Here is a 17,738-nt window from a genome sequence, read left to right as displayed (position 1 = left end):
CCACCCGTCGCGCAATGCCCGTCATATGGCGTCAACGCTGCTTATTTTCCGCACAAAAAGGCGTGGAAAATCGCGGGAAAATAAGGAAAGAGAATTGACTCCGGAGTGTACAATTATTACAATCCGGCCTCTTTAATCACCCACACTGTGGCGTAAGTCGTTCAAAGTTTGTTCGGGTATACGCAAAAGTCAGTGAATTTATTCAAGTTTAGGTAGAAATCGCCATGAAACGCACTTTTCAACCGTCTGTACTGAAGCGCAACCGTTCTCACGGCTTCCGTGCTCGTATGGCTACTAAAAATGGTCGTCAGGTTCTGGCACGTCGTCGTGCTAAAGGCCGCGCTCGTCTGACCGTTTCCAAGTAATAAAGCTAACCCCTGAGTGGTTAAGCTCGCATTTCCCAGGGAGTTACGTTTGTTAACTCCCGCTCATTTCACATTCGTCTTCCAGCAACCTCAACGGGCTGGCACGCCGCAAATCACCATCCTCGGCCGCCTGAATTCGCTGGGGCATCCCCGTATCGGTCTTACCGTCGCCAAGAAAAACGTTCGACGTGCGCATGAACGCAACCGGATTAAACGTCTGACGCGTGAAAGCTTCCGTCTGCGCCAGCATGAACTTCCTGCAATGGATTTCGTGGTGGTGGCGAAAAAAGGGGTTGCCGACCTCGATAACCGTGCTCTCTCGGAAGCGTTGGAAAAATTATGGCGCCGCCACTGTCGCCTGGCTCGCGGGTCCTGATAGCCCTTATTCGGGTCTATCAACGCCTGATCAGTCCGCTGCTTGGGCCGCATTGTCGTTTCACGCCAACGTGCTCAAGCTACGGAATTGAGGCATTGCGCAGGTTTGGAGTGATAAAAGGCAGTTGGTTGACGGTGAAACGCGTATTAAAATGCCACCCTTTACACCCTGGTGGTGACGATCCCGTCCCGCCCGGACCATTTGATACCAGAGAACACTAACGATGGATTCGCAACGCAATCTTTTAGTCATCGCTTTGCTGTTCGTGTCTTTCATGATCTGGCAAGCCTGGGAGCAGGATAAAAATCCGCAACCTCAGACTCAACAGACCACGCAGACAACGACCACCGCAGCGGGTAGCGCCGCCGACCAGGGCGTACCAGCCAGTGGCCAGGGGAAAATGATTACGGTGAAAACCGATGTGCTTGATTTGACTATCAACACCCGTGGTGGTGATGTCGAGCAGGCCTTGCTCCCGGCTTACCCGAAAGAACTGGGTTCCAACGAACCGTTCCAGCTGCTGGAAACCACCCCGCAGTTTATCTATCAGGCGCAAAGCGGCCTGACAGGCCGCGACGGCCCGGATAACCCGGCGAACGGCCCGCGTCCGCTGTACAACGTCGAGAAAGATGCGTTTGTACTGGCCGACGGTCAGAACGAACTGCAGGTTCCGATGACTTATACTGACGCCGCAGGCAACACGTTTACCAAAACGTTTGTCTTTAAGCGTGGCGATTATGCGGTTAACGTGAACTATAGCGTGCAGAACACCGGCGAAAAACCGCTGGAAGTCTCCACCTTTGGTCAGTTAAAACAATCCGTCAACCTGCCTCCTCATCGCGACACCGGCAGCAGCAACTTTGCGCTGCATACGTTCCGCGGCGCAGCGTACTCCACGCCGGATGAGAAGTATGAGAAATACAAATTCGACACCATTGCCGATAACGAAAACCTCAACGTCAGCTCCAAAGGCGGTTGGGTGGCAATGTTGCAGCAGTATTTCGCTACCGCATGGATTCCGCGTAACGACGGCACCAACAATTTCTACACCGCCAATCTGGGTAACGGCATTGTCGCTATCGGCTATAAAGCGCAGCCGGTACTGGTACAGCCAGGCCAGACTGGCGCGATGACCAGCACCCTGTGGGTCGGCCCGGAAATTCAGGATAAAATGGCGGCTGTTGCACCGCACCTGGATTTGACCGTGGACTACGGCTGGTTGTGGTTCATCTCTCAGCCGCTGTTCAAGTTGCTGAAGTGGATCCACAGCTTTGTGGGCAACTGGGGCTTCTCCATTATCATCATTACCTTTATCGTTCGCGGTATCATGTACCCGCTGACCAAAGCGCAGTACACGTCAATGGCGAAGATGCGTATGCTGCAGCCGAAAATTCAGGCGATGCGCGAACGTCTTGGCGATGATAAACAGCGCCAAAGCCAGGAGATGATGGCCCTGTACAAAGCGGAGAAGGTTAACCCGCTGGGCGGCTGCTTCCCGCTGATCATCCAGATGCCTATCTTCCTGGCGTTGTACTACATGCTGATGGGTTCCATTGAACTGCGTCATGCGCCGTTCGCGCTGTGGATTCATGACCTGTCCGCACAGGACCCGTACTACATTCTGCCGATCCTGATGGGCGTAACGATGTTCTTCATTCAGAAGATGTCGCCGACCACCGTGACCGACCCGATGCAGCAGAAGATCATGACCTTTATGCCGGTCATCTTTACGGTGTTCTTCCTGTGGTTCCCGTCAGGTCTGGTGTTGTACTATATCGTCAGCAACCTGGTCACCATCATTCAGCAGCAGCTGATTTACCGTGGTCTGGAGAAGCGTGGCCTGCATAGCCGCGAGAAGAAAAAATCCTGATTCGGTGTAGGCCGGATAAGGCGAAGCCGCCATCCGGCAAGGCGCGCCGGTCAGCCTGATGGCGCTAACGCTTATCAGGCCTACAATCAAAAGGCGGTCATATGACCGCCTTTTTTTATTGCAACAAAGTTGAGACTAACCATGAGCCATAACGACACTATCGTCGCCCAGGCAACCCCACCGGGACGCGGTGGCGTGGGTATCCTGCGTATCTCTGGTCTGAAGGCGCGCGACGTTGCGCAAGAGGTGCTGGGCAAACTGCCGAAGCCGCGCTATGCCGACTACCTGCCGTTTAAAGACGTTGACGGCAGCGCGCTGGATCAGGGTATTGCGCTGTGGTTCCCCGGCCCGAACTCCTTCACCGGTGAAGATGTGCTGGAGCTACAAGGGCACGGCGGTCCGGTGATCCTGGACCTGCTGTTAAAACGTATCCTGACGCTTCCAGGCGTGCGCATTGCCCGACCGGGCGAGTTCTCCGAGCGAGCGTTCCTCAACGATAAGCTCGATTTAGCCCAGGCGGAAGCCATTGCCGACCTGATCGATGCCAGTTCCGAACAGGCGGCGCGTTCGGCGCTAAACTCGTTACAGGGGGCATTTTCCGCCCGCGTTAACCACCTTGTGGAAGCACTTACTCACCTGCGAATCTACGTCGAAGCGGCTATTGATTTTCCGGATGAGGAGATCGACTTTCTCTCTGACGGCAAAATCGAAGCGCAGCTCAATGGCGTCATCGCCGATCTTGACGCCGTGCGCACCGAAGCGCGCCAGGGCAGCCTGCTGCGCGAAGGGATGAAGGTAGTGATTGCCGGACGCCCGAATGCCGGGAAATCCAGCCTGCTGAATGCGCTGGCAGGCCGTGAAGCGGCCATTGTCACCGATATCGCCGGTACCACGCGCGACGTGTTGCGCGAGCATATTCACATCGACGGGATGCCGCTGCATATCATCGATACCGCCGGACTGCGCGACGCCAGCGACGAAGTTGAGCGTATCGGCATCGAACGCGCCTGGCAGGAGATTGAACAGGCCGATCGCGTGCTGTTTATGGTGGATGGCACCACGACAGACGCCGTTGACCCTGCCGACATCTGGCCGGACTTTATCGCCCGTCTGCCCAAAAATCTACCGATTACCGTGGTACGTAACAAGGCGGATATCACCGGCGAAACGCTGGGTATTAGTGAAGTAAACGGTCACTCACTGGTTCGCCTCTCGGCGCGTACCGGCGAAGGCGTCGACGTGTTGCGTAACCACCTCAAGCAGAGCATGGGGTTTGATACCAATATGGAAGGCGGCTTCCTGGCCCGCCGCCGTCACCTACAGGCGCTGGCGGAAGCCGCTGAACATCTTGAGCAGGGCAAAGCGCAGTTATTAGGCGCATGGGCGGGGGAACTGCTGGCGGAAGAGTTGCGCCTGGCGCAGCAAAGTTTAAGCGAGATTACCGGCGAGTTTACCTCCGACGACCTGCTGGGACGGATTTTCTCCAGCTTCTGTATTGGTAAGTAAGTTTTAGTCCATCCTCGTCCGTGAACGTTCACTAACCCGCATTAACTGCCTGTTAATGCGGGTTTTTACTTTCCATACTCGTCCATAGTCGTGCGGGTTCATCCGCGATTTTTGTGTCCTGAATTGTCCCCATCTTTAAATCCCTCGTGTACCATTGTTTACTTTTTGATCTAAAAATTACATCAAATGAACACAAAAAACGGTATAAAAAACGCTCAAATATCCCTTCTCATGGACACACTATAGAGGTGAGATATGGCACTTTCAGATACCAAATTACGCACACTTGCTCCCAGAAACCGCCCCTGGCAACTTGCCGATCATGACGGGTTGGTGATTGAAGTTCTTCCCACCGGAGGAAAAATCTGGCGTTTCCGCTACCGCTTTGACAACAAATCGTAACAGATCACGCTGGGCGAATACCCAGCTTTCTCACTTGCAGAAGCGCGGCTCTGGCGTGAAAAGTGCCGCTCACTGGTTGCCCATGGCATCAATCCCGCGCAGAAAAAGCAGGAAGAAAAGCTTAAACACAAAGACCCAACGGCAGCCAAAACATTCGCCAAACGCTGGCTCTGCACCTGCTAATTATCTGCATGGTGCGTAAATCAGAACTGATTGAAGCAACATGGAGTGAAGTTAACTTCAATTCGCTGGAATGGCGTATACCCGGCGAAAGAATGAAGATGGATAACCTGCTTCCGCTATCAAAACAAGCGCTGGCGATGTTCGAAGAGCTAAAATTTCTGGCCGGAGATTCCCCTTATGTCTTCCCCAGCCGACACGGCTACCGACGTCCGATCTCCAAAACAACGTTGAACTGTGCGGTGCGTACGCTGGATCTGAACGTCAGGGATTTTGTTATTCATGACTTCCGGCGTACTGCCAGCACATTGCTACATGAGCAGGGCTACAACTCGGATTGGATAGAGAAATACCTAGCGCATAAGATCGGCGGCGTTCACGGTGTCTACAACCGTGCGGAGTACCTAAATCGGCGCCGGGAGATGCTTCAGTCTTGGGCTGATTTTGTTGATGCGCAGATTGAGACTGGAAGGAAGGTTATCATTGGACAATTCGGGAAGTCTTACAATGTAACCGTATGAATAATATGGAAAATATAACAATAATAGTTTCTGATTAGAATATACTATCTAACCGGTTGAAAAAGATGCACTTCTCAACCATAATAACATCACTCTTTAGCGTTAGGCTTTGATTTATAGCCTTGTCGAGCGTTTCGCCAGACACTAACTTATTGAGTACTTTTAGGGTTGCGCTAGAAAGTTTTCTACCGATCCTAGAAGTCTCTAGGATCGGTAGAAAACTTTCTAGCGCCTCCTCTAGTAAAGAGTAAAAAACGAGCAAAAAACATTGCTCGTTTTTTTCATCAACGGAAGACAAATCAAAAATACATAACGTTTAAATCAATGTTTGAAGAAACTATTAAAAAACAATTTGAATTGTTAGACATAAGTAACTTCAATGTTGATATATCTCATCGTCTCCTTTTCGTGTGTGGTGGCAAAGTCGATGTACGTGCACCAATTCCCCCCAGTTTTAGGGATAGACTACTCACTTACACAGCAAAACATGCCTCTGAACTTCACGAACATTTCATTCTAGCTGAGACATTCAAGGATTATTTTAAAGAGAATGCCTATCCGGACCTTCTGGTGTTTGAAGATGATATAGCCAGTATTTCATCTCTTATTATCATTTTTTTAGAAAGCCCAGGATCATTAGTTGAGTTAGGTATATTTTGCAACAAATCAGAACTATTTAAAAAAATACTGATTGTTGCTTCAGCGGAAGAAGTATACGGTGAGGACTCATTCATTTATTTAGGCCCACTAGAGTATATTAAGAAGAAAGTCTCATCCTCTGTTGTAATCTATCCTTGGCCGGATCCTGAAGTCTTAAAATACGATAATGATTTTCTTGATGATTTATGTGTAAATATAAAAGAAAAACTTTCATCAATCCCAAAAACAGAACAATTCAGTAAGGATAATTCTGGACATATAGCACTTCTAATTACTGAAATTATATCTCTTTGCGCCCCAATACAACTTAGTGAAATAGAATCAGCCCTAAACTCATTAGGGATTAATATTTCAACAAAAATTATTAACAGATCAATTTATTTACTTCAGAAAGTTGGTTTTATAGACGTTTTATCATATAGCTCAAACAAATATTACTTTCCATTAAAAGAGCGCAAATGGGTAAAATTTGGTAAAACTAAAGATAATAAACTCATAGATAATCAACAATTAAAAATGAAGGTTAGACAATCTTTTGTAACATTAACCGATCCATTATCAAAACGAAGAATTACAGCGCTGCGTCAAATAATAGCAAAAAAAGAAATGGCTGAGGAGATTAATTAATGGACATATTACAGCATATTTCAGATTTACTATTAACCAAGAAAAGTGAAATCATTTCCTTTTCATTGACGGCACCTTATCGCTATAAAATATATAAAATTGCAAAAAGAAACTCAGATAAGAAGAGAACTATTGCTCATCCTTCGAAAGAACTAAAATTTATACAACGTGAAATTACTGAGTATTTAACCGATAAATTACCCGTTCATGAATGCGCATTTGCATATAAAAAGGGCAGTAGCATTAAGACCAACGCTCAAGTTCATCTTCATACAAAATACTTGTTGAAGATGGATTTTGAGAATTTTTTCCCTAGCATAACACCACGTCTATTTTTCTCAAAGTTACGACTTGCAAATATTGATTTAACTGCAGATGATAAAGTACTACTTGAGAATATATTATTCTTCAAATCCAAGAGAAATAGTAATTTAAGATTAAGTATTGGAGCACCAAGCTCACCTTTAATATCAAATTTTGTGATGTACTTTTGGGATATTGAGGTTCAAGAGATATGCTCTAAAATAGGCGTTAACTATACTCGTTATGCTGATGATTTAACCTTTTCAACAAATAATAAAGATGTTTTGTTTGATATACCTGACATGCTTGAAAACGTACTGCCTAAATATTCTTTAGGTAGGATTAGAATCAATCATGAAAAAACAGTGTTTTCTTCAAAAGGACATAACCGTCACGTTACTGGTATAACTCTAACAAACGATAACAAATTATCCATAGGTAGAGAAAGGAAAAGAAAAATCTCTGCCATGATCCATCATTTTATAAATGGGAAATTATCTACTGACGAATGCAATAAATTAGTCGGGCTACTTGCATTTGCTAAAAATATTGAGCCTTCGTTTTATAAAAGCATGGTCATTAAATATGGATCTGATAATATTTATAAATTACAAAAACAAAAAGACAAATAATTTCTGCTGCACTTTTATAGACACCAGTGTTTTGTTGATTATGCCCAGAACAACTTGGAATAAGTTTTCCTAAGCGTATTACATTATACGCTTGGCCTAACTTAATCATAGATTTTCCAGAAAAATAAATTTTTCAAATCCCATAAACAATTCCCCACAGCTTCCCTACGCCCCCGGTCAACCAGGGAACGAAGCGTGGCCTGAAACTGACCTCCTGTCTCGATACAGGTGACCACACCCTTTATCGCTACCCTGTTGCAAGCGTAGCGGCAGACAGAACGCTGTAGAGAAGTCGGACGGCATTGCCGAAGGCTTTCCGTCCGTACTTCCTGCTGAATGTGCAAAACGCGGCGTCACTTTTAAGAGCGTAAGAGAGTGAAAGTGACGCCAGCGCGCAGATCAGCTTCAACCCGGCTACTGCCTGCAAATCCACTGCAACAAACTGGCTGACACTCAAACAGATGTCAGAAATTCACTTACCAGGGTCAATCTGGCCGGGATCTCAAAAAATGCATGGAACTAAAACGGGTCTATTTACAGTTTCACCAGCTACTTGGTTTTTGTGTCCTTTAATGTGCCCATAGCCATGTTTTCAAGGCAAATTATAGATTATATATCAACGAATTATCTAGATTTTCCAGTTTCTGTATTGGTGTCGGGTGACGGCTGACGCCATCCGGCTTACGTCACTGCCGGGGTGATATCTCATTGCCTCATAGGAAATCACTGTTGTCCAAATGGCAACTCGTCTCGCGCAACGTCGCCCCGTATTCTTAGCGCCACACTTTTCGTGAGGCCGCTATGAAACGTTTTCTACTGTGTAGTTTTGCCCTGGTTTTACTCTATCCTGCTGGTATTGATATGTATCTGGTCGGTTTACCGCGTATAGCCGTCGATCTGAACGCCAGTGAGTCGCAGTTGCATATCGCCTTCTCCGTTTACCTGGCCGGAATGGCGACGGCCATGCTGTTTGCCGGGAAGATAGCCGACCAGTCAGGCCGCAAGCCGGTCGCGATCGTCGGCGCGCTCGTCTTTATGATGGCCTCACTGCTTTGTTCACGGGCGTCGGAAGGCTCGCTATTTCTGAGTGGGCGTTTTCTTCAGGGAGTAGGCGCAGGCGGCTGCTATGTGGTGGCGTTCGCCATTCTGCGCGACACGCTCGACGAGCATCGCCGGGCGAAAGTGCTGTCATTATTGAATGGGATTACCTGTATTGTGCCGGTACTCGCCCCGGTGGTGGGGCATTTGATTATGCTGCGTTTCCCCTGGCAAAGTCTGTTCTATACGATGTCCGCGATGGGCATTATTGTGGGCCTGTTATCACTGTTCATCCTGCGCGAGACGCGCCCGGCAAGGCTGGCTCCACGCGATTTATCACCATCGTCGTCCGCCGCCGAGTCGCTGGTTAACCGTTTTTTCGTTAGTCGACTAGCGATCACCACCCTTAGCGTGTCGGTGATCCTGACCTTCGTCAATGCCTCTCCAGTGCTGCTGATGGAGGTGATGGGATTTAGCCGTGGCGACTATGCCATTACCATGGCGCTCACCGCAGGCGTCAGCATGGTCGTCTCTTTTTCTACCCCTTTTGCGCTTGGGTTATTTAAGCCGCGAACCTTAATGCTCGTCTCACAGGGGCTGTTTTTGACGGCTGGCGTGACGTTAAGCCTTGCTCATACCAATACCGTCACGCTCTTTGGCCTGACGCTTATCTGCGCCGGATTCTCGGTTGGTTTTGGCGTCGCGATGAGCCAGGCGCTGGGGCCGTTTTCGCTGCGCGCCGGAGTGGCCAGTTCCACGCTGGGTATCGCTCAGGTTTGCGGTTCATCACTGTGGATTTGGCTGGCGGCAATACTCGGTATCAGCGCGATGAATATGCTGATCGGGATTCTGATTGGTTGTAGCATAGTGAGTATTCTGCTGATCTTCTCCGTCGCGCCCAACAGGTCCGTAGCCGAGCATGAAGAAATCCCTTACCAGTCTCGATCTTAATCTGCTGTTATGCCTACAGTTACTCATGCAGGAGCGCAGCGTCACTAAAGCTGCAAAACGGATGAACGTAACGCCCTCTGCGGTCAGCAAATCGCTGGCGAAACTCCGGGCATGGTTTGACGATCCGCTGTTAGTCAATACGCCGCTGGGCCTGGCGCCGACGCCGCTGATGGTCAGTATGGAGCAAAGTCTGGCGGACTGGATGCAGATGGGGAACCAACTGCTTGATAAGCCGCATCATCAAACGCCACGCGGTTTAAAATTTGAGTTGGCGGCAGAGTCGCCGCTGATGATGATTATGTTTAATTCACTGTCGCAGCAGATTTATCAGCGCTATCCGCAGGCTACCATTAAGGTTCGCAACTGGGATTATGACTCGCTGGAGGCGATTACGCGTGGGGAAGTCGATATCGGATTTACCGGACGCGAAAGCCATCCCCGCTCGCGAGAATTGCTCAGTCTGTTACCGCTCGCGATTGATTTTGAGGTACTGTTTAGCGATTTACCGTGGGTCTGGCTGCGGGAAGATCATCCGGCGCTGCGCGAAGCGTGGGATCTGGACACTTTTCTGCGCTACCCGCATATCAGTATTTGCTGGGAGCAAAGCGATACCTGGGCGCTGGATGATGTCCTGCAAGAAATGGGACGCAAACGCCATATTGCGTTGAGCCTGCCGGGGTTCGAGCAGTCGCTCTTTATGGCCGCCCAGCCGGATCACACCCTGATAGCAACCGCGCCGCGCTATTGCCAGCACTACAATCAGCTCCACCAGCTACCGTTAGTGGCGCGCCCCCTGCCTTTTGATGCGCAACAGCGGGAAAAGCTGATGGTGCCGTTTACCCTATTATGGCACAAACGTAATAGTCATAATCCCAAGATTGTGTGGCTACGACAGGCTATCAACACGCTCTGCCGTCGCCTTATCTGACCACCTGCGTTGATAAATTCACCTTCCTTTTACCAGAAATGTCACCGTCTGATTAAAGAACCTTCTGAAATTGAATTTTTAGCGCGTAAAACCTGTCCATAATTTACGTTAATGTTACTCTCGTCATTATCACGGCCCATTAATCACGGAGCGAAAAATGGCGACTCACTTTGCCAGAGGGATACTTACGGAGGGACAGTTGGTTTCAATTCGTCTCTCTTCGTCTTGCCATATTGAAGCCAGAAACCTGCCTGCTCACCGACGAACGCGTTTTCTCGCCTCCAGAGGCCTTCTTGCCGAACTGATGTTTATGCTGTACGGAATTAGCGAGCTGCCGGAAATCATTATTCAGGCGAAAGGTAAACCCGCGTTTCGTGACAAAAATCTGCCAGGCTTTTCTATCTCCTACGCCGGAAATATGGTTGGCGTGGCGTTGACCACCGAAGGAGAGTGCGGGCTGGATATGGAATTACAGCGCACCTCCCGCGGCTTTCACCATCCGCATTCGCTCGAACGCCACCCTTTCTCCCGTAATGAAAACTTATGGGTAGCCAATCAAAACGATCCCAACGAAGCGCGAGCGCAACTCATTACATTGCGCCAGAGCGTGTTAAAACTCACCGGCGATGTCATGAATGACGATCCGCGGGAGCTGCAACTTTTACCCGTTGCCGGACGCCTGAAGTGCGCGCATGTCACGCAGCTTGAAGCCGTGTGCGATGCGGAAGATGTACTGGTATGGTCCGTAACCGTTACGCCAGCGATAGAAAAATTAAAAGTGTGGGAGTTCGATGGCAAACTAGGCTGGAAAAGCCTGCCCGATATCCAGACGCGCGCCAATGAGCCAACCGGCCGTCTGATGCGATTCGCCCAACTCCCCGCCGCCAAATCGTATACGCTTAATCGTTCATAATGAAAAAAGGGGCACGTATGTCTGAAACGCTGAATGTGGTTACATTGCTGGGAAGTTTACGCAAAGGTTCCTTTAACGGAATGGTGGCGCGTACGCTGCCTAAAGTCGCGCCGGCAGGAATGACAGTATCGCCGCTGCCTTCGATCGGGGATATTCCGCTGTATGACGCCGATATCCAGCAGGAAGAGGGATTTCCAGCCAGCGTAGAGGCGCTGGCGGAGCAGATTCGCAACGCCGACGGCGTCGTCATTGTGACGCCGGAATATAACTATTCCGTTCCCGGCGGCCTGAAAAATGCCATCGACTGGCTATCCCGTCTGCCTGAGCAGCCGCTGGCGGGTAAGCCCGTTCTTATCCAGACCAGTTCAATGGGGGCGATTGGCGGCGCGCGCTGCCAGTATCATCTGCGCCAGATTCTGGTGTTCCTTGATGCGATGGTGATGAATAAACCGGAGTTTATGGGCGGCGTGATTCAGAACAAAGTCGACCCGCAGACTGGAGAAGTGGTGGATCAGGGAACGTTAGATCATTTGACCGGTCAGCTGACCGCATTTGGCGAGTATATTCAGCGCGTTAAAGCGTAAGTTATTTAAAAACCCTCCCCCCGATGGGGCGAGGGTTCATTTCATCAGTGTGCGTCAATAAACACAATCTTCAGCACAAATAACAGCGCGACAATCACTACGCACGGGCTAAGGTCGCGCAGGCGACCGGTACCGATTTTCATCACGCAGTAAGAGATAAAGCCCAGCGCGATACCTTCGGTGATCGAGAAGCTAAACGGCATCATTACCGCCGTAATAAATGCTGGGACCGATTCGGTTAAATCCTGCCAGTTTACCCGCGCCAGGCTGGAGGTCATCAGCACGCCGACGTAAATCAGCGCGCCCGCCGCCGCGTAAGGCGGCACCATGCCCGCCAGCGGCGACAGGAAGATAACCAGCAGGAACAAAATACCGACCACCACCGCCGTCAAACCGGTGCGACCGCCCACCGAAACGCCGGAAGACGATTCAATATAAGCGGTCACAGAAGACGTTCCGACAAATGCGCCAGTGACGGAAGAGATACTATCAACAAACAGCGCCTGCTTCATGCGCGGGAATTTGCCTTTCTCATCCGCCAGCCCGGCTTTATCGGTCACGCCAATCAGCGTACCGGAGGAGTCAAACAGGTTTACCAGCATGAAGGAGAAAATAACCCCCGCCAGGCCAAGATTGAACGAGCCTGCCAAATCGACATGCCCTACCACGCTGGTGACGCTTGGCGGCGCGGAGACAATGCCGTTGTAATGTACATCGCCCATCATCCAGCCAAGCAGCGTCGTGACGATGATGGACACCAGCACCGCCGCATGAATGTTGCGCGAAGCGAGAATCGCAATAATAAAGAATCCGAGAACCCCCAGCAGCACGCTGTGCGAGGTCAGGTTGCCGATGCTGACCAGCGTTTCCGGGTTAGCGACGATCACGCCGGCGTTTTTCAGCCCCATCATGCCGATAAACAGGCCGATGCCGCTGGTGATGCCCACGCGCAGGCTGACCGGAATGTTGGCGATCATCCAGTAACGCACGCGGAAGATAGTCAGCAATAAAAGTCCAACAGCGCCCCAGAAAATGGCGCCCATGCCTACCTGCCACGGCAGTCCCATTGCCTGCACAACCACGAAGGCAAAGAACGCATTCAGCCCCATCGCGGGCGCCAGCGCCACCGGCAGGTTAGCGAACAGGCCCATCAAAATACTGCCAAAGGCCGCAATCAGACAGGTGGTCACAAAGACGGCGCTGGTGTCCATGCCAGCTACGCCCAGAATTTGCGGGTTAACAAAAACGATATAAACCATCGTCAGGAAAGTGGTAAAACCGGCGATCACTTCGGTTCGTGCCGTCGTGCCATGTTCGCGCAGTTTAAACACGCGTTCCAGCATACCCTGACCAGAAGCTTGGGTGGTGTGTTGTTGACTCATTATCAATTTCCGGAGAAAGGAGGGAAAATTCGCCGTTATCCTATACCAAAATGCGACACCTGGCGCAGTTGTGTGGTAATTTTTTTCACTCAATTTGTTAGTACGGCAACGATTGCGTCCCCTCATTCAGCATTACGTAAACGTTAAACTTGTTAAAATGGAAATGACATGTCCCAAATCGAAGCGGTGTTTTTTGACTGTGACGGCACGCTGGTCGACAGTGAAGTAATTTGCTCGCGCGCCTATGTCACTATGTTCCGGCAGTTCGGCATTACGCTTGAGCTCACGGAAGTATTCAGACGCTTTAAAGGCGTAAAGCTCTACGAAATTATCGATACCATCAGTAAAGAGTATGGCGTTGCGCTGGCAAAGGCGGAGCTGGAGCCGGTATACCGCGCGGAAGTGGCGCGTCTGTTCGATACCGAACTGGAAGCGATCGCGGGCGCAAATACCCTGCTGGACAGCATTAAGACGCCCATGTGCGTGGTATCCAACGGGCCGGTCAGTAAGATGCAGCATTCGCTGGGTAAACTGGGCATGTTGCATCATTTTCCCGATTTGCTGTTTAGCGGTTACGATATTCAACGCTGGAAGCCCGATCCGGCGCTGATGCTCCATGCGGCGAACGCCATGAAGGTCAATGTTGAGAAGTGTATTCTGGTGGATGATTCCAGCGCAGGCGCGCAGTCAGGAATTGCGGCGGGAATGGAAGTGTTTTATTTCTGCGCCGATCCGCATAACAAGCCGATCGATCACCCTAACGTGACGACTTTTACCGATTTGGCGCAGTTGCCGGGATTGTGGAAAGCGCGCGGGTGGGAGATTACGCGTTAACTGAAATGCCGGATGGCGCTAACGCTTATCCGGCCTACAGCATCTGTACCTGTAGGCCCGGTAAGCGCAGCGCCACCGGGCAAAAGAATGAGATTTACTCTTTTGGGTCTTTCCCCGCCAGCAGCTTATCCAGCTCATCGCCGCCCACGTGACGGAAATCTTGCCCCTTCACGAAGTAGAAGATGTATTCGCAGATATTCTGGCAACGGTCACCGATACGCTCGATAGAACGAGCGCAGAATAACGCGGTCAGCACGCTGGGAATGGTGCGCGAGTCTTCCATCATGTAGGTCATCAGCTGACGCACGATACCTTCGTACTCCTGGTCAACTTTCTTGTCTTCACGGTAGATACGCACCGCTTCGTCGAGATCCATGCGCGCGAACGCATCCAGCACGTCGTGCAGCATCTGCACGGTGTGGCGGCCCAGCGACTCCAGACTCACCAACAGCGGCTGGTGCTGCTGGGAGAATTTCTCCAGCGCGGTACGGCAGATTTTATCCGCCACGTCGCCAATGCGCTCCAGTTCGGCGATGGTTTTGATAATCGCCATTACCAGACGCAGATCGCTCGCCGTCGGCTGGCGCTTGGCGATAATACGCACACAGGCTTCATCGATGGCGACTTCCATCATATTAACCTGATGATCGCCTTCTACCACGCGCTTCGCCAGCTCGCTGTCCTGGTTGTGCATGGCGGTGATAGCGTCAGAAAGCTGCTGCTCCACCATGCCGCCCATGGTCATTACCTGAGTGCGGATGCTTTCCAGTTCGGCATTGAACTGGCCGGAAATATGTTTATTAAGGTTCAGACTGTCCATTACGCACTCCTGAATTAACCGTAACGACCGGTGATATAGTCTTCTGTTTGTTTCTTCGCGGGCTTGGTGAACAGATCGTCCGTGTTGCTGAACTCAATCAACTCGCCCAGGTACATAAACGCCGTATGATCGGAGCAACGTGCCGCCTGCTGCATGTTGTGGGTCACGATCACCACGGTGTAATCCTGTTTCAGCTCGGTGATCAGCTCTTCAATACGCCCGGTAGAGATCGGGTCCAGAGCTGAGCATGGCTCATCCAGCAGCAGCACTTCCGGGCGAATGGCGATACCGCGCGCAATGCACAGGCGCTGCTGCTGACCACCGGAGAGAGAGTACCCGCTCTGGTGCAATTTATCTTTGGTTTCGTTCCATAATGCGGCTTTGGTCAACGCCCACTGCACGCGCTCGTCCATATCGGCGCGAGACAGCTTCTCAAACAGACGCACGCCAAAGGCGATATTGTCATAGATGGACATCGGGAACGGCGTCGGCTTCTGGAATACCATCCCCACTTTTGCGCGCAGTAGCGCGATATCCTGGGTGTTGGTGAGAATATTGTCGCCATCCAGCAGAATTTCACCTTCCGCGCGCTGCTCCGGATAAAGCGAATACATTTTATTGAAGGTACGCAGTAGCGTTGATTTACCACAGCCGGATGGCCCGATAAATGCCGTTACCTGATTCTTCGCGATATCCAGATTAATGTTCTTCAGGGCATGGAATTTGCCGTAGTAGAAGTTCAAATCACGAACCTGAATCTTACTCGGGGCAGTTTCAACCATACTCATTTCACTCTTTTCCTCATCCAGCGCCGCATCCGCCACGCCGTAAAATAATGCCTGATGGCGCTACGCTTATCAGGCCTACAATGTCTTTAACCGTGTTTTTTCTTCGCGAAAACAACACGCGCCAGAATATTCAGCAGCAGTACGCACAGGGTAATAATCAGCACGCCCGCCCAGGCTAATTGTTGCCATTCGGCAAACGGGCTCATCGCGAATTTAAAGATGGTCACCGGCAGGTTGGCGATCGGCTGCATCATGTCGGTGCTCCAGAACTGGTTCGAGAGCGCGGTAAACAACAATGGCGCCGTTTCGCCGGCGATACGCGCAATAGCCAGCAGGATACCGGTCATAATGCCGGAGATAGAGGCTTTCAGCGTAATCGCGGAGATCATCTTCCACTTCGGCGTACCCAGCGCATAAGCGGCTTCACGCAGGCTATCCGGCACCAATTTGAGCATGTTTTCAGTGGTACGGATAACGATCGGTACCTGCAACAGCGCCAGCGCAATCACCCCAGCCCAACCGGAGAAGTGCTGCATCTGCGCCACCACGATGGTGTAAACAAACAGCCCCACAACAATTGACGGCGCGGAAAGCAGAATGTCGTTAATAAAGCGAATGACTTCGGCGAGCCAGGATTTACGGCCATACTCGGCCAGGTAAATACCCGCCATAATTCCCAGCGGGGTACCGATAACGGTCGCCCACAAGATCAGCAGTCCGCTGCCCGCCAGGGCGTTAGCCAGACCACCACCCGCCGTGTTTGGCGGCGGTGTCATTTCAGTAAACAGCGCCAGCGACATACCGTCGATACCACGGGTCACGGTGGACATCAGGATCCACACCAACCAGAACAGACCGAAAATCATGGTGGCCATCGACAGCGTCAGCGCAATGCGGTTCTTCATGCGTCGACGCGCCTGCATCTTGCGGCGGGATTCCGCGAGCTGCGCGGTGTTCTGCATATCAAGCGTAGCCATTAACGTGCTCCCTCGTTCTTCGCCAGACGCATAATCATGAACTTAGACGCCGCCAGGACGATAAAGGTGATCACAAACAAAATCAGCCCCAGCTCCATCAACGCTGCCACGTGCAGACCCGATTCCGCCTCAGCGAATTCGTTCGCCAGCGCGGAAGTGATGCTGTTGCCCGGCATATACAGCGACGCGCTGTCGAGCTGGTAGGTATTACCGATGATAAAAGTGACCGCCATCGTTTCACCCAGAGCACGGCCCAGCCCCAGCATAATGCCGCCGATCACGCCATTTTTGGTGAACGGTAGCACGATGCGCCAGATAACTTCCCAGGTAGTGCAGCCGATACCGTAAGCGGACTCTTTCATCATTACCGGCGTTTGCTCGAAGACGTCGCGCATAACCGCCGCAATGTAGGGGATGATCATGATGGCGAGGATGACGCCCGCCGCCAGAATGCCGATACCAAATGCCGGGCCGGAGAACAGCGCGCCGACAAACGGAATGTTGGAAAGAATATTGCCGACCGGCTCCTGGAAGTACGTCGCAAACAGCGGCGCGAAGATAAACAGCCCCCACATGCCGTACACGATACTGGGAATTGCCGCCAGCAGTTCAATGGCGATGCCGAGCGGACGCTTTAGCCAGCCTGGCGCCAGCTCGGTTAAAAACAGGGCAATGCCGAAACTGACCGGAACAGCGATCAGCAGTGCGATAAAGGAGGTCACCAGCGTGCCGTAAATGGGCACCAGCGCGCCGTAGATATCGTTTGGCGCGTCCCATTCCTTAGTCCAAAGAAATGAGAAACCAAATTTCTGAATACTTGGCCAGGAGGAGATGATCAATGAGACGATAATACCGCCCAACATCAATAGCACAATCAGCGCAGCCAGTTTTACCAGCGCGCTGAAAATCATGTCGCCTTTTTTACCCGGCGGGTTAAAAGCAGGCTTGGTTGCAGCCATAAATTACTCTTTCCATTAAACGCGTTTTACGACGTTGCCCCTGCCGGATGGCGCTACGCTTATCCGGCCTACAACGTGGGCCTGCGGTCGAAACCGTAGGGCGGATAAGCGTAGCGCCATCC

The 17,738-nt window shown here is 51.0% G+C and carries 17 protein-coding genes and 1 pseudogene; 13 read left to right on the top strand and 5 right to left on the bottom strand.

Features of this window, described 5'->3' with window-relative positions:
• The first annotated feature begins 224 nt into the window (after positions 1–224).
• From rpmH to NA197_RS21370, 12 genes and pseudogenes are all read left to right on the top strand, one after another.
• Complete coding sequence (rpmH, locus tag NA197_RS21425) at positions 225–365, top strand: 50S ribosomal protein L34 (protein WP_000831330.1); 141 nt, start codon at positions 225–227, stop codon at positions 363–365.
• Positions 366–381: 16 nt separating this feature from the next.
• Positions 382–741, top strand: a complete 360-nt coding sequence (gene rnpA, locus NA197_RS21420) for a ribonuclease P protein component (protein WP_000239725.1) — start codon at positions 382–384, stop codon at positions 739–741.
• Positions 705–962: a membrane protein insertion efficiency factor YidD gene (gene yidD, locus NA197_RS21415; RefSeq protein WP_001307474.1), complete on the top strand. Its 258-nt coding sequence runs from the start codon at positions 705–707 to the stop codon at positions 960–962. Before rnpA ends, yidD begins: the two co-directional genes overlap by 37 nt.
• Positions 963–964: 2 nt before the next feature.
• The gene (gene yidC / locus NA197_RS21410) at positions 965–2,611 is read left to right on the top strand and encodes a membrane protein insertase YidC (RefSeq protein WP_000378278.1); all 1,647 of its coding nucleotides are present in this window, start codon (positions 965–967) and stop codon (positions 2,609–2,611) included.
• A 141-nt stretch (positions 2,612–2,752) separates the two neighbouring features.
• Positions 2,753–4,117: a tRNA uridine-5-carboxymethylaminomethyl(34) synthesis GTPase MnmE gene (gene mnmE, locus NA197_RS21405; RefSeq protein ID WP_000019081.1), complete on the top strand. Its 1,365-nt coding sequence runs from the start codon at positions 2,753–2,755 to the stop codon at positions 4,115–4,117.
• A 255-nt stretch (positions 4,118–4,372) separates the two neighbouring features.
• Positions 4,373–5,220: pseudogene (locus tag NA197_RS21400) on the top strand (tyrosine-type recombinase/integrase).
• Between the two features lie 324 nt (positions 5,221–5,544).
• Positions 5,545–6,507, top strand: a complete 963-nt coding sequence (locus NA197_RS21395) for a retron St85 family effector protein (protein ID WP_000461379.1) — start codon at positions 5,545–5,547, stop codon at positions 6,505–6,507.
• On the top strand, positions 6,507–7,442 hold the full coding sequence (locus tag NA197_RS21390; RefSeq protein ID WP_000353754.1) for a retron St85 family RNA-directed DNA polymerase: 936 nt from the start codon (positions 6,507–6,509) through the stop codon (positions 7,440–7,442). The genes NA197_RS21395 and NA197_RS21390 overlap by 1 nt, the downstream gene beginning before the upstream one ends.
• Before the next feature lie 801 nt (positions 7,443–8,243).
• Complete coding sequence (locus NA197_RS21385; protein WP_064043227.1) at positions 8,244–9,431, top strand: MFS transporter; 1,188 nt, start codon at positions 8,244–8,246, stop codon at positions 9,429–9,431.
• Positions 9,400–10,359: an HTH-type transcriptional regulator YidZ gene (gene yidZ / locus NA197_RS21380; RefSeq protein WP_064043228.1), complete on the top strand. Its 960-nt coding sequence runs from the start codon at positions 9,400–9,402 to the stop codon at positions 10,357–10,359. Before NA197_RS21385 ends, yidZ begins: the two co-directional genes overlap by 32 nt.
• A gap of 157 nt (positions 10,360–10,516) precedes the next feature.
• The gene (locus NA197_RS21375; protein ID WP_000190678.1) at positions 10,517–11,272 is read left to right on the top strand and encodes a 4'-phosphopantetheinyl transferase family protein; all 756 of its coding nucleotides are present in this window, start codon (positions 10,517–10,519) and stop codon (positions 11,270–11,272) included.
• Entirely contained in the window at positions 11,272–11,856 is a 585-nt protein-coding gene (locus NA197_RS21370) for an NADPH-dependent FMN reductase (protein ID WP_001575173.1), read from the top strand. The genes NA197_RS21375 and NA197_RS21370 overlap by 1 nt, the downstream gene beginning before the upstream one ends.
• Positions 11,857–11,900: 44 nt before the next feature.
• Here NA197_RS21370 and adeP read toward each other — a convergent pair whose 3' ends face one another.
• Positions 11,901–13,238, bottom strand: coding sequence for an adenine permease AdeP (gene adeP / locus NA197_RS21365; RefSeq protein WP_001519317.1), 1,338 nt, complete (start codon positions 13,236–13,238; stop codon positions 11,901–11,903).
• Positions 13,239–13,406: 168 nt separating this feature from the next.
• Between adeP and yieH the strand changes: the two genes are divergently transcribed.
• Positions 13,407–14,072 (top strand): 6-phosphogluconate phosphatase, encoded by a 666-nt coding sequence (gene yieH / locus NA197_RS21360; RefSeq protein WP_064043229.1) that lies wholly within the window; start codon positions 13,407–13,409, stop codon positions 14,070–14,072.
• 94 nt (positions 14,073–14,166) lie between these two features.
• Here the strand turns inward: yieH and phoU are convergent, their stop codons facing one another.
• From phoU to pstC, 4 genes are all read right to left on the bottom strand, one after another.
• Complete coding sequence (phoU, locus tag NA197_RS21355) at positions 14,167–14,892, bottom strand: phosphate signaling complex protein PhoU (protein WP_000377800.1); 726 nt, start codon at positions 14,890–14,892, stop codon at positions 14,167–14,169.
• A 14-nt stretch (positions 14,893–14,906) separates the two neighbouring features.
• Positions 14,907–15,680: a phosphate ABC transporter ATP-binding protein PstB gene (pstB, locus tag NA197_RS21350; protein WP_000063118.1), complete on the bottom strand. Its 774-nt coding sequence runs from the start codon at positions 15,678–15,680 to the stop codon at positions 14,907–14,909.
• Between the two features lie 86 nt (positions 15,681–15,766).
• Positions 15,767–16,657, bottom strand: coding sequence for a phosphate ABC transporter permease PstA (gene pstA, locus NA197_RS21345; RefSeq protein ID WP_064043230.1), 891 nt, complete (start codon positions 16,655–16,657; stop codon positions 15,767–15,769).
• Positions 16,657–17,616, bottom strand: coding sequence for a phosphate ABC transporter permease PstC (pstC, locus tag NA197_RS21340; protein ID WP_000741630.1), 960 nt, complete (start codon positions 17,614–17,616; stop codon positions 16,657–16,659). Before pstC ends, pstA begins: the two co-directional genes overlap by 1 nt.
• Positions 17,617–17,738: the final 122 nt, after the last annotated feature.

Source organism: Salmonella sp. NW884 (genome assembly GCF_051700745.1).
Taxonomy (GTDB): domain Bacteria; phylum Pseudomonadota; class Gammaproteobacteria; order Enterobacterales; family Enterobacteriaceae; genus Salmonella; species Salmonella enterica.
The sequence above is the reverse complement of the archived record's forward strand: the minus strand, read 5'-3'. Positions and strand labels throughout refer to the sequence as shown.